The organism is Erythrobacter sp. HA7-11, from assembly GCF_055693605.1.
Genome location: NZ_JBVFUF010000002.1, coordinates 2,051,450 through 2,065,366 on the forward strand (window position 1 = coordinate 2,051,450; position 13,917 = coordinate 2,065,366).

The following is a 13,917-nucleotide window of genomic DNA, read 5'->3' on the forward strand; positions in this document are numbered from 1 at the left end:
CGATATTGCTCGAATGACTGCCTTAGCTGACCGTCTCTGACCGCCGCCACTCGATGCCATGCAGGATCATGGTTCCGACCAAGACACCGCTCGCGCTTGGTTGCGCGGGCGGCCTGATTCGTTTGCCGAGCTCCGAACCCGCGAATTTTCGCGCCGATCAGCCAATTTCGCTAAAAAAACGCACTTTTTTGCAAATTAACACGCTTTTGGGGGCGTTTTAACACGGCCTAACACGGTTTTTAACACGCTCTCTAACACGCTAGGCCTTTAGCTAGGGTCCCCGCAGGAATGGTGTCCCTGCCAGTGAGTGGGCGTGTTTTGGCTCTTATCGACCCTTTGGGCCAGATGCGTTCACTCACTGATCGGGCACTCTTTGCGCGGGGCTTTCCCCCGACGCGGATGCCGTCCCTGCATTGTGAAACACCAATGAGGGGACACCTTCGATATGAAAAAGCTAACTCTACTTTCAACCACTGCAGCCAGTGCAACCATCGCCGCGCTGACATTCCAGCCCGCACCCGCCGCGGCTCAGTCAACACAGGTTGGCACGAATGCAAACGCCAACGGCGAAAATTCCACAGCCGTCGGAGGGGCTGCCAGGGCGGAAGGCGATGAATCAACAGCGGTTGGCCATGCTGCAGTGGCTGATAACGACCGCTCAACGGCTATAGGCACGTTCGCACAAACAAGAGACGGCGCTGTGGATGCCACTGCGGTCGGCGTTTCTGCAGTGGTGAACGGAGACCGAGGCACAGCAGTTGGACGCAGCGCTTTTGCCCAAACCGATGGTGCAGCGCTCGGGCATGCCGCTCGTGCCCTAGCCACAGCCACAGCAATTGGACAAGACTCTGATGCAAGTGCCTTTCAAGCAATTGCGCTTGGTCAACTTGCCAATGCGTCCGCAACCGGTGCCACCGCGCTTGGAGGAGGCTCTGCTGCATCTGGCACTCAAGCAATTGCACTTGGCCAAGATGCCAATGCGTCTGCAAACGGTGCCACCGCGCTTGGAGGAGGCTCTGATGCGACAGGCATTCAAGCAACCGCGCTTGGCCAAGATGCCAATGCGGCGGGCAACAATTCGGCTGCTATCGGTTTTGACTCAAGCGCCTCAGGCGTGCGTTCTCTTGCACTGGGCGCTTTTTCCCAGGCCGGCTCAAGGGCAGTTGCTAACGGAGACTCGGCTATCGCATCCGGCACTGCTTCGATTGCCATTGGTTCGGAAGCAGAAACGAGCGCCGAGAGTGCCATCGCGATTGGCAGCCTTGCAAATGCGACGGTACCGTTGAAGCGGTGGCGATTGGCGACAATGCAAATGCAGCGGCCAATGGCGCAATCGCGATAGGCGGCGGCGCTAACGAAGACGGCGTTGGCGCGGCCACTGCCACTGGGGTGAATTCGGTTTCGCTTGGTCTAGGGTCTTTTGCCGGCGGAGATAACTCGGCTGCGCTTGGAGCCCAAACTAACGCTGTCGGCAGAAATTCGCTGGCGCTGGGCACACAAGCGGTCGCCACCGTCGAGGACGGGTTTGCTGGCGGCGCGCGTGCGCAGGCCACAGCCACAGCCTCGGTTGCGCTTGGCGCAGATACGGCAGCGACAGCAACGGGCGCTGTCGCCTTGGGTAACGGCGCCGAGGCATTCGGTTTCAGCAGCTTTGCTGGCGGCGCGGGTTCTCTTGCTGAGGGTGGTTCTTCTGTCGCGATTGGCACAAACTCATCCACGACATTTGCCGACACGGTTGCTATCGGGTCATCTGCAAGGGCATCATCATCAGCGGCGATCGCTCTTGGCACAGTCGCAGCGGCTAACGGACTGACGAGCGCCGCATTGGGTGAAAGAAGCCGGGCTGATGGGGACTTTTCGCTTGCCCTGGGGTCCAGAAGCACGGCATCAAGTGACGATGCGATCTCTATTGGATCTTTGAGCGCTGCAACGGGTGAGGCAGCGGTCGCATTGGGGGGAAGCCTCAGCAATGACGGCCTTGGCTCGCAGGCGACGGGTCTTGCTGCAGTCGCAATCGGCGCTGATGCGGTGGCGAGCGGCGAAGGCAGCTTTGCCGGGGCTGTGGGTTCGAGCGCGACCGGAGCCGGTGCAATCGCGCTTGGTTCGGATGCTTTGGCGCAAGGTGCAGAGTCTACGGCCATCGGAACGGCTACCCGCGCTGGCGGGCTGCGTAGTGCAGCCTTTGGTCGAGGATCGCGCGCGCTGGCAACCAGTGCGACGGCAGTCGGTGACACGGCGTTTGCCACTGCGGGCCGCGCCACAGCGATTGGTCAGCGTGCCTTGGCGAGCGGCGGCCGAGGAACGGCAGTCGGCTTTGATACCGAGGCTGGAGCAAACGCGACGGCAGTTGGGGACACGGCGGTTGCGACTGGCGCCGGTTCGACTGCAGTTGGATTCCGCGCTGCAGCGGCGAATGCGAATGCCACCGCAATTGGTGCAAACGCGGCGACAAATGCCGACAATCAGGTGACGCTCGGCGGAACCGGAAGCTCGGTTAGGGTTGGCGACATCGACGCCAGCACCGCCGCGCAAGTCGGTCCGGTTGACGTGGTAACAGTCGACGGCAATGGCACACTCGGTCGTCAAACGGTTGCTACCGCTGCCTCGGTCGACAATGTGCGCGTGGCACTCAACGCGTTCTCGCAGGTCAGCACAGCTCAATTCGATGCGTTGGCAGGCCGCGTGCAGGACTTGGACTTCCGCTTGCAGGATCTCGACGAAAGCACACGCGGCGGTATCGCAGCGGCGGCAGCTATTGGCAGCGCGATTGCGATGCCGGACAAATCCTTTACCATTGCCGGTAACATCGCGACCTATCGAGGTGAGCAAGGCTTCGCGGCTAGCTTTACCGGTACGGGTAAACGATAGCTTTGCCATCGGTGCCGGCATCGCAGGCAATACGGGCGACGGCTCAGTGGTTGCGCAGGCCGGCGTGGCGCTCGGCTTCTAAAAGTCTCGTAGCGTGCAGGCGGGCGCAACAATCAAATTATGCAAACCCGCCTGCACCTTCAGCCTTGTCGTTCGGCTCCACGGCGTTCTTGAAGAAGAAAAGTGCGGCCTTCTTGCATCTTTTTCTAATGACGCAACTCTGGGTGGTCTCGCCCCCCGGCTCAAACAGCCATGACTCAGCGTTTCGTGAGTCTTGAAGAAATCGGGCATAGATAATCACCATCAGGCGCATCAACATTTGGGGAGAAGGTGTCAGTCGGTTCGCAACTGGTCTCCCATTTCCGTACCGATCCCATAGACCAACATCGTGAAGCCTCAGGGACTGCAATTAGGCGGTGAGCAGATTCTTGTTTCCAAAGACTGGGCTGGCGCAAAGTTCGATCCCAAGGGGCCTATCAGTCAGAAGCAAATCAAGGTTATACAATCGAGACGCATTCGGACGCGAGCCAAAGGTAGAATTGAACCTCGCGCATCATCGAATTAGCGGGCCAAATCTCCCAGCGCCTCTTTCAAGTCACCGAGATAAGGCTCGAATGGCTTCCACGCTCCCTGCCCCTTGCGATTGATTGGCTGGCGCACTTGCTCGCTGGAGGCGGTGCGCACAGCGCGATCGGTCTTGTGAAATTCGAGGCACGCCTCTTCAAATGGCAGGCCCAGATAATCGAGCATCCGCCGCGTCTGGCCCTCCAGATCGTCAAGCACATCTTCGTGCTGCACGCGCAGCACCTTGCCCGGCAGCACGTTGTCCCAATGCTCCATCAGATCGACATAATCACGGTAATATCGGCCAACCTCAGTAAGCCCGTAGGTGAACTCCTGCCCCTCAGCGAAGAGCTGTTTGAAGCCAGAGAAACAGCAATCCATCGGGTCGCGCCGCGCGTCGATGATCTTGGCATTGGGCAGGATCAGATGGATCAGGCCAATATGTCGGAAATTGTTCGGCATTTTGTCGATGAAGAACGGTGCGCTCTGCCGATGCACGCGGGTATTGGCGATGAATTCTTCGCCAAATTTGCTTATCTGCTTATCGCTGAGATCGTGAAGAACCTGCGGGTAGTTCGACTGGCCCGCCTTGCGCCCCCGCAATCGGTGCGCGAGCGCGAGGATATCGGGCAGCTCCAGCGTTCCATCCACCTGCGAATGGCTGGCAAGGATCTGTTCCAGCAGGGTCGAACCCGCGCGTGGCAGACCGAGAATGAAGATCGGATCGGGCGCGTCGTGTCCTGCCTCTTTGTGCCTTTCAAAAAGCTCTGCCGTGCAAATCTCGCGCTGTTTGGAAAGCTCTGCTGTCATGGCGTCAGCGCTGTAGCAGGTCTGCGCGCGCTTTAAGTCATTGCCCTGTTTATACGCCTCAAAACTGGCGGCGTGATCGCCGCGATCCTCGAGCGCTTTGGCCATCGCAAACAGGATGTGTACGCGGTCCATAAAGGCGAGATCGCCGCGCGCGATTTGCGCCTGCATCGCGGCAAGCTCCTCGTCCGAAAAATGATAGGTCTTTAGGTTCGCGAGCGCATAATACGCATCGCCTTGGTCGGGCTTGGCCGCGATCGCCTCGCCGTAGCGAGCAATCGCCTGCTCGCTCTGACCCATCGTTTTGAGCGCGTGGCCCATGCTGGTGAGTGTCGCAGGGTCTTGCGGCAGTTTTTCGAGCACCTGCTCGAACAGCGCAAAGGCGCGCTCGTAATCACCCGTCTGCATGCTCTCGATCGCGAGACGCGATTGGAACAGCGGGTTTTCAGGGTCGCTTGAGTAAAGCTTCTCTGCCTCCACATAGGCACGCTCGAACTTCTGCCGGCGCCGCAGCGCATCGACATAGTCTAAGCGCAATTGCAGATTGTCAGGCTCAAATGCCACTGCGCTTTCAAGGAGGAATTCTGCGTCGTCGAGAATGCCGAGTTCCATCCCGATCTTGCTGAGCAATCGCATCCCTTCCACATGTCCGGGAGCAGGATGCGGATGGGTGCGAAGGAAATGGCGGCAAATCTCTTCGGCGCGCAGCAAGCGCCTTTCAGCCAGATGATTGGTCACGGCCAGCAATTCACGCGGGAGCGCCGCTAAGCGGTCGAACTGCGCCTTGGCATTGGCAGCCTCGTTCGCACGCCCCTGCTCGCCCGCCAATCGAGCAATCTCACGCCAGCTCGCAGTAAGCGCAGGATTGAACTTTACCGCGCGATTAAAAGCGTCGAGCGCTGCTGTACTATCGCCTTTCGCGAGGGCCAAATGCCCCTCTTCCTGCCAAGCCCGGCCATATTCCGGCATCGCTAAATGGAGTGCGCGCAAGTGCGCCGCAGCGTCTTCAAAATGCTTCAGATAGCGGCATGCGACAGCGGCGATATACAGCGCATCGCCATCGCCACCATCGTCGCCAAGCAGTGCTTCGGCCAGCGCAAGACCTCGCTCAAAGTCGCCCGATTGCAGCGCCTCTTGCGCGGAATTCAACTGCTCTTCGCGTGTCGCCATCTGCGTGCCTTACTAGCGCTGTGCATCAACGCAAAGCGGCGGAGGTGGACCGCATTGATCCACCCCCGCCGCTTGCGTTCGATTATGCGGCTCCCGATCAGTAATCGTAGCCGATGCGGATGCCCACGGTAAGCGGACGGTTGGTCACAATGCGCGGACGGTCATTGCCGAAATTGCCCGAAACCTGAGCGCGTTCGTCGCTCAAGTTCTCGCCGAAAATCTCGAACCGCCACTGGTCCGCCTTCACACCGGCCGAGAGATCAAAGGTGGTGAAGCTATCAAGCTCCAGCTTGTTGATCTCGATAATATCGGTGAACTTCGAGGCCGAGTGTGTCATCTGTGGCTGGACGAATGCTTCGAGCGTGTCGCTCAGATCCCACTCATAGCGGACCCGCAGATTGCCTTGGAAGCCTGGCGCAAATGCCAACTCCCCGCCTTCGATCACGTCATTGGTCGGCGTGAGAACATCGGTGATCTCGGTATCGAGCACCGAGAATGCGCCCGCAACCGTCAGGCCCGGCGTTGCATAAGGCGCGACGGTGAAGTCTGCCTCAAGCCCGTAGATCTCAGCATTGGCCGCATTGTCCGAGAAAAACAGATTGGTGATGCTCGGATCGAAGATCGTCGTTTGCAGGTTGCTGATATCGACGAAGAACGCGCTGCCATTGAAGCGGAATTGCCCGTCGAGCAGGTCCATCTTCCAGCCCAGCTCGTAATTCTGCACTTCATCGGTCTCAAGCTCGAACGGAACGGTAAAGCCGTTCGGCCCTTGCGCGCCGCCCGGGCGGTTGAGCAGTCCTGGACGGAAGCCTTCCGAATAGGTTGCGTAGAACAGCAGATCCTCGGTCGGGGTAAAAGTCAGCGTGCCTTTCACAATGACCCCACTGGTCTCGGCCACGTCAGGTGCCTGAAGCGCGTTAAAGACCTGCGTTGCTTGCGCCGTGCTGAGTCCAGCAGCTTCAATATCGGCAATGCTCTGACCCAAAGTGAAGGTCTGTCGCAGCGCCGCATTACACGATCCGATGAAGGTGAACTCGCCATCACCGTCATAGAGATCGTTGATGTCGGTGCCGAATGCGTTCGCATCCTGCGCCGCACCCGAGTTGCAGAATGATCCGTTGGCGCTGCCCTCGAAATCAACCTCGATATCGTAGTAACGCGCGCCAAATGTCGCAGTCAGCACGTCCGGCACAATGTCAAAGCTCGCTTCGCCGAAGATGCCGAATTGCTCATCTGTCCGGCGGATATCGTTCCGGAAGATGGTCTCTGCCGGGAAGGGTCCGGGATCGGTGGTGAAGCCTTCCTGCGGGAAGTTTGGTGCAAAAGGGCCGAATGGTTGCGCCAGAACATTGCCAGGATAGGCAAAATCGACGCGCTCTTTCAGCTCAAGGTCGGAGTAAAAGCCACCAGCCGTCACGCGGAAACGCCAGTCTTCAGGAGTGCTGAAGCGCAGCTCTTGCGTGAAGACCTCAGTCTCGCTCACCGAGTTGATGTAGAGGTTTGGCGCCTGACATGTGCCGCTCGGTCCGCCCGCACCCGGATAGGTCACGCTGCCATCACAGATGTAATAGGGCAGGTACTGACCGACAAAGAGATAGTCAGTGTAGTCCGAACGCTGATTGGCTTCACGTTCAGTATATGCCCCGGTGTAGACCACATCGAGCATCGCGATGCGCCCTTCGACGGTCCAGCTGGTGTTAGAGAAATCGTCTTCGAGACGATCTTCTTCGAAGCGTTGAATCTCAAGGTCATCAAGGCCGTCCAATTCCGGATCGGCGAAGAACACGCCGTCGGATTCGATGCTCTGGCGTTGGTGAGCGACCGTGACAGTCCAATCAGGCGTCACTTCCCAAAGGCCGCTGACGCGGAAACCGGCATATTGCGTGTCGTTGAAATCGTCCTGAACGAGGCCAGCATTGTCGGCCTCGATGAAGGTCACGTTCGCATCGATCTGCGCAAGCGTCGCCGGGTCAGATTGGAAGCCACCGCGATTTGCATTCACTGGCAAGCCATTCGAACGCACCGTTCCTGATGGACGGAAACGACCGCTTTCACGCACCGAACGCGTGCCAGCCACATTGTCGATATAGCCGCCCTGGTCGTCAAGGTAGACGACGCCGCGCAGCGCGAAGCTGTCTGACACGGGCACGTTGACCATTGCCTCTGCCTGATAGCTTGTTTCGCCGCCCTTGGTGAACGAGACCCCGCCAGAGAAACCAGCGTCAAAGCCCGACAAGCTTGGCTTGTTGGTAATCAGACGGACAACACCGGCCTGCGAACTTGCACCGAACAAAGTTCCCTGCGGGCCGGAAAGCACCTCGATCCGCTCAAGGTCAGCGGCATAAACATCGAGGTTGCGGCCTGGCTGTGCGAGCGGCTGCTCGTTCAGATAGAGCGCCACGTTTGGCGCGAGACCTGCGACACCTGCGACCGAAAGGTTAGGCGTGGTCGAGGCAAGTCCACGAATATAGATAGTGCTCTGACCCGGGCCGCCGCCACCAGCCGTGACGGTTGGAAGCTGATCGAGATAATCATCGAATGTGTCGATGTTGAGCTCTTCGAGCTGCTCTTCGCCGATGGCCGAAACCGATACCGGCACGTCCTGCAAGTCTTCGGTACGCTTCTGCGCGGTCACGACGATGGTCTGGACACCGCCACGCTGTTCGGTCTGCTCGGCTGGATCAGCTGGCGCATCCTGCGCGAGTGCGGGAGATGCGACAGCAATAGCCAGCGCACTCGCCGAGGCGCTGCTTGCGAATGATTTCATTATGATTGTCCCCTGTAGAACATTGGTCGACCAGTGGTCGAAAGGCATGAAGCCAGTAAAAAAGGCGCAAAAGCGAAATATTCCGCGCGCTCACCAACGGCCCTAACAAGCACATGATGGCTCGGCCACAGCAGGACTTCGAAATTCTCGGACTCGATTTCAGCGTGTTGCACAATAACAACATCGACGTGGGTGCTGAAATACAATCGAAATAGAAATCTCTGATTTTATGTATTGATAGTTTTATTGGTATTTTTGCCAAAATATCGAAAAGTATGATCCTATTTATTTTTCAAGTAGAGGCAAATGGCAATCGCTTTACTCTTCATACCAATGAATCAATTCTACAAACTATTCTTTTGCCAATACTTTTTCGTTCCACTCTTCGCACGCCTCAGCAGTAGTGGGCACGCCGTGCCGCTTGCGCAGAATGTCGAAAATGATCGCTTTCCCGATCGATATAACCATCAAAGCCACCACGAGAGAGAACGGCAAAGCGCCGATGATCATGGTTATGCGGATAGCGTCGATACCGCCGAGGATAAGCATGGATCCGACCACAAAGGCCAATGCCGCGCCCCAGAACAGTATGTGATAGCGGCGCTGACCTTCCTCTTCACCTGCCCCGTTGATCGTGTTGACGATCAGGATCGCGCTGTCGACCGAAGTCACGAGATAGGTCATCAGCAAAAGCACTACGAGCGAGGATACTATCAGCGCCGCACCCGGACTCAGCAGCACATCAAGCGTCGCGTAGAGTTGGTCCGAAATACCGGTGTTGACGATCGCGCCGCCAGCCGTACCTGACAGCTCAAGATCGATCGCGGTTCCGCCTGCCAGAGCCATCCAGATGAAGCACATTAAGGAAGGCACGAGCACCACCCCAAAAATGTATTCGCGGATTGTGCGCCCGCGCGAGATGCGCGCGATAAACATGCCGACGAACGGGGCGAAGGCGATCCACCACGCCCAATAGAAGACTGACCAGTCAAGCTGCCATTGCACCAGCGCGTCACCCGCCTCGCTGCCGTCGCTGCTGAAAAGCGTGAGCGCCATTTGCGGCAGAGTGCGAATGTAGTCCCACACGCCCACCCCAAGAAGCTTCAGCCCAAACAGGCCAGACCCCACGATGGCGAACAGCGCGAGCAGCCCGAACGACAGCCCCATATTGATGTTGGAAAGCCATTTGATCCCACGCCCCACGCCCGAAAGCGCACTTACAGTCGAAGCCCCCACCAGCACCAGCAGAGCAACAACGATCGCGGCTGTGCTGGCCGAGCCATCGCTATCGAGCAGCCAATCGCCCAATCCGACGCGATGCAGACCTGCAACAAACTGCTCCACTCCCAGCCCCATGGTAACAGACACGCCCAATATGGTAGCCACGACCGCGACTATGTCGACGAGATGTCCTGCTGGCCCTGACATTGTTTGACCAAAGAGCGGAGCGAGCGCTGAACGGATGGTCAGCGGCAAATTGCGGCGATAAGCGACATAACCGATCGCGAGGCCAACCATCGCGTAGGTACCCCAGGCAGCGAACCCCCAATGCAGAAACGTGTAAAGGTACGCGCTGCGGACCGTCTCTTCGCTGCGCGGTTCAACGAGACCGCGAATGATATCAGGGTTGTTGCTGAAATGGGCAAGCGGCTCTCCGGTCGAATAGGTCAGCATCCCGATGCCAATCCCTGCACCAAACAGCATGGCGAACCACGAGAAACGGGAGAATTCAGCTTTTTCGTTGGGAGAGCCGATACGCAGGCGGCCAGACTGCGGGATGATTGCGAGCACTAGGCATGCCAGCATTAAAGCCGCAACGAGATAGACATACCATCCCGAGAAACTCGCAATAATCGACGTGTTGGCCGCGGACAGCGTTTCGTTCGCGCTGACCGGGAAAAAGATCGCCCACATAATTATCATCGAAACTATGATCTTCGATGGGATCGTTACCGCTCGACTGAAACCATCGTAAAACCCTCTATCGTGTGTCTCGATGGGAAGTTCGACAATCGGAGGGCTAATCGGAAAATTTTGGTCAGAAGGCATTTGTAGAGGTCATGTCTCGCTGCTTGCATGGCACAGCGACCCGAAGCTGAAAGCGAGCCTGAATATCGTGCCGATCATGGGAATTAGCCGCGAGGTATAGAGATGGCTGCCTAGAATGCAAAATTCTGGCCAAATCGATTGTGACTTGCAGTCCGAGGACCTGCAGCCGGGCCCGGTGAGTGAGCCGGTCCCCAGCCAACTGAATTCTTCAAGCCTTTTCGAATTGTAAGTAGCTCAGATTGTCAGTCGGATCGCAAGGGCACCCGCAACTATATTGACCATTCGGTGAATGGACTCAACCAGTGTGCGTGCAGGCATCGGGGGCGAATTCTAGGAACCGCCACCCAATTGCTGGAAGATGAAGAGAAGTGGACGCCGTCTGAACGGTGTCCACCTTCGCCCTATCCCAGTCGAAAACTTCTGGCTCAAATTGGGCCGTGAGCTGACAGTCCGCCTATAGCGGGTTCCGAGGGAAAAGCAGCATTTCCGCCAACGACCCAAGTGAGGACATTCCGGCCAAGAACCAGGCCTGCTGCCAAACTGTTGTGCTGATGTGGTACGATGATCTCCCGGCAGGCGCTTTGGCGCCCCGGCCAAGTGGGCCAGCCGTTCTGAGGGTCAGTGTAGATGTCTGTATTGTAACTCTACTCAAAACCGTGATCGTGCGTGGTGGATAATGTCGCTCAAATACAATGAGACCTTACACTTTTTGTTAATATTGCCTTGAGGACAGGGGGCGATTCTTCACACAGTGGCGAGTCGAAAAGCCGTTTTCTGGCTACATTAAAATGTGATTCCCCTTTCCAAGACTCGGAAAAAGGGGGAGCCCCATGAAAAAGAATCTGCGTTTGTCGACGGCCTTGTCACTCGGGATGGCAGCCGCGTTTGCGTTAAATACCGCGCCCGCTCAGGCAGATGATTGTTTGCTTGATCGCGATGATGATGGTGAAGTGGGCCAGACGACTGATAATGACGGAGGGGCCACGTCAAGCGATGATGATACCCGGCTTGCGTGCGGTGTCGGCGCACAATCAACGGGCGCGCGGTCCGTTGCACTAGGCAACAATGCAAGAGGATCAACGAGTGCAGTTTCGGTTGGATTTAGCGCAGTTGCAGCAAATGAAGCTGTTGCATTGGGACGCAGCACAATCGCAACAAACAATGCGATAGCAATTGGTGCTTTTAGCCAAGCTCAGGCTTCCGGAACAATCGTAATTGGCTCGCGCACAACAGGACCAGGAGCAGTGCCCGCTCAGGCTTTTGGTGTCGATGCAATTGCAATTGGTACTGGCACTCGGGTGTTCGCGGATTACGCTATCGCAATTGGTGGGGATGGCCTTTTTGGCGATGAACTAGGAGCATTCGCCGGAGCAACCGGCAATGTCGCGATTGGAGCAGACACCTTTGCGAATGAGCCCAATTCGGTTGCCATTGGCCAAGGATCGGTCGCTGATCGTTCCAATAGTTTTTCGGTGGGTGCCAGCGACAATCTTCGTATTATCACCTATGTAGCCGACGGTGTTCAGGACACCGACGCGGTAAATGTTCGTCAGCTGAATGCTGCATTGGCTGGCGGTGGTGGAGGCGGTGCAGTTGGCGTTGTCGTGAATGATGCATCGGGCGCGGAGCCCACTGCTATTGGCGCGAATTCAATCGCAATTGGCGCGCTTGCTTCTGCTAACAATGATGAAGCGATCGCGATTGGCGGCTTGGCAAACGCTGACGGTATCAATTCAACCGCCATTGGTGCCGGCAGCTCTGCATCAGGAATTGGTTCATTGTCGTTAGGTAGTTCGAGTGCGAGTGCCTCTAACGCGGTGTCTATTGGTACAAGCGCCAGCGCACAGGCTGACAACTCGGTCGCTCTGGGATCCAACTCGGTCGCAGATGAGGCCGATACAGTATCGGTTGGAAGCTTTGGCTCTGAAAGGCGCATTACAGAATCTCGCAGAGGGCGTCAATCCGAACGATGCCGTTACACTGGCGCAACTAGAGGCGGCAACTGCTAGTGGCGGCGGAGGCAGTGCTTTTCTTGCAGTCAATTCGACGGGGAATGGCGCGAATGCCTTGGGCGATGACGCGGTTGCGATCGGTCTTGAAGCGCGGGCTGAGGGCCAGTTCTCAATAGCGATTGGAGCGGATACAGCCGATCCCGGCGATGCCGGGACGGTTGCAAGCGGCTTTGGGTCAGTAGCAATCGGAGCCGAAGCGCAAGTCAACACTGCGGAAAACTCTGTTGCTTTGGGTTTTGGATCGCTTGCTCTCCAAGATGACGTTGTGTCGATTGGTCGGTCAGGCGAAGAACGCCGGATAGTGAATGTCGCAGATGGGTGGAATGACACGGATGCGGTGAATAAACGGCAGCTTGATGAGGCCCTCGCTCAATCGGGCAGCGCTTTTGTCGCCGTCAATGGAGCAGCAGGCACGGCCAATGCCCTTGGCGTGAACGGAATTGCTATTGGATCAAACGCTAATGCAAATGGCGCGGGATCCATTGCGATCGGCGCAGACATACAAGGATTTGCAAATGAAACGCGTGCTGATGGTGTTGGTAGCATAGCAATCGGATCGCTGGCTCAGGCAAATTTTGGCGACGATGCCATTGCTATTGGTGCATTCTCAGACATTGCCGGCGATAGAGCGGTTGCGATAGGCGGCGATAGCTCCGCTGCACAAGATTCGGTCGCAATTGGTCACATGGCTTTCACCAATGTTGCCAGAGCAACGGCGATTGGCCGCGCCGCCATTGTAACCGCAGACAATGCCGTCGCGATTGGCCAAGATTCCTTCGCAGGTCAGGCCAACACGGTATCCTTTGGCCGCGCGGGGCAGGAGCGGCGGCTTGTCAACATCGCAAATGGCACCGCTATGACCGATGCTGTCAATCTGGGGCAGCTAAATTCGGCCATCCAAAACATCACCGCTGGTGGCAATCCGTTTGTCGCCGTCGACTCATCAGGCGGCGCGGCACCAGCCTCAGCGGCGGGCACGCGAGCCCTGGCAGTGGGAGCCAACGCGAGCGCTCAGGCCCAGGATGCTTCTGCGTTTGGAGCGGGGGCTGAGGCGACTGGTGCGCAATCGCTCGCGCTGGGTGCCGGTGCTGATAGTTCGGGAGACGGATCTAGCGCGGTGGGCGAGGCAACTCGCGCGAGTGGCTTACGCAGTGCAGCCTTCGGGCGCGGATCGCGCGCTTTGGCAACCAGTGCGACGGCGGTTGGCGACACAGCATTTGCCACTGCAGGTCGGGCCACGGCAATTGGTCAGCGGGCGCTTGCCAGCGGGGGCCGCTCGACGGCAGTTGGGTTTGATACGGAAGCGAACGCTAACGCGACGGCCGTAGGTGATACGGCGGTTGCAACTGGTGTCGGTTCGACAGCGATCGGCTTCCGCGCAGCAGCAGCGAATGCCAATGCAACGGCTATCGGGGCGAATGCGACAACAACCGCCGACAATCAGGTGACGTTGGGCGGAACAGGCTCCAGCGTGCGGATCGGCGATATCGACGCCAGTACAGCGGCTCAGGTTGGCCCGGTCGATGCGGTCACCGTCGATGCCAATGGCACGCTGGGTCGTCAGCAAGTCGCCACCGCAGCCTCGGTCGACAATGTCCGCGTTGCGCTCAACCAGGTTGCGATGGTCTCTACCGCGCAGTTCGATGCGCTAAGCGGTACGGGTTGATAGTCTCGCGTTCC

At 57.8% G+C, this 13,917-nt stretch carries 7 protein-coding genes; 4 read left to right on the forward strand and 3 right to left on the reverse strand.

Annotated elements, in window-relative coordinates:
• The first annotated feature begins 445 nt into the window (after window positions 1–445).
• Window positions 446–1,342, forward strand: coding sequence for a hypothetical protein (locus ACZ1GU_RS10560; RefSeq protein WP_472647952.1), 897 nt, complete (start codon window positions 446–448; stop codon window positions 1,340–1,342).
• Window positions 1,291–2,868, forward strand: coding sequence for a hypothetical protein (locus ACZ1GU_RS10565; protein WP_472647953.1), 1,578 nt, complete (start codon window positions 1,291–1,293; stop codon window positions 2,866–2,868). The genes ACZ1GU_RS10560 and ACZ1GU_RS10565 overlap by 52 nt, the downstream gene beginning before the upstream one ends.
• A gap of 561 nt (window positions 2,869–3,429) precedes the next feature.
• Here the strand turns inward: ACZ1GU_RS10565 and ACZ1GU_RS10570 are convergent.
• The 3 genes from ACZ1GU_RS10570 to ACZ1GU_RS10580 form a co-directional block, all read right to left on the reverse strand.
• Entirely contained in the window at window positions 3,430–5,409 is a 1,980-nt protein-coding gene (locus ACZ1GU_RS10570) for a tetratricopeptide repeat-containing sulfotransferase family protein (RefSeq protein ID WP_472647954.1), read from the reverse strand.
• A gap of 97 nt (window positions 5,410–5,506) precedes the next feature.
• The gene (locus tag ACZ1GU_RS10575; RefSeq protein WP_472647955.1) at window positions 5,507–8,176 is read right to left on the reverse strand and encodes a TonB-dependent receptor; all 2,670 of its coding nucleotides are present in this window, start codon (window positions 8,174–8,176) and stop codon (window positions 5,507–5,509) included.
• Window positions 8,177–8,527: 351 nt separating this feature from the next.
• On the reverse strand, window positions 8,528–10,225 hold the full coding sequence (locus tag ACZ1GU_RS10580) for a BCCT family transporter (protein ID WP_472647956.1): 1,698 nt from the start codon (window positions 10,223–10,225) through the stop codon (window positions 8,528–8,530).
• A gap of 830 nt (window positions 10,226–11,055) precedes the next feature.
• Here ACZ1GU_RS10580 and ACZ1GU_RS10585 point away from each other — a divergent pair.
• A complete protein-coding gene (locus tag ACZ1GU_RS10585; RefSeq protein WP_472647957.1) occupies window positions 11,056–12,234 on the forward strand; it encodes a hypothetical protein in 1,179 nt (392 codons plus the stop codon).
• The gene (locus ACZ1GU_RS10590; protein WP_472648762.1) at window positions 12,122–13,903 is read left to right on the forward strand and encodes a hypothetical protein; all 1,782 of its coding nucleotides are present in this window, start codon (window positions 12,122–12,124) and stop codon (window positions 13,901–13,903) included. Before ACZ1GU_RS10585 ends, ACZ1GU_RS10590 begins: the two co-directional genes overlap by 113 nt.
• Window positions 13,904–13,917: the final 14 nt, after the last annotated feature.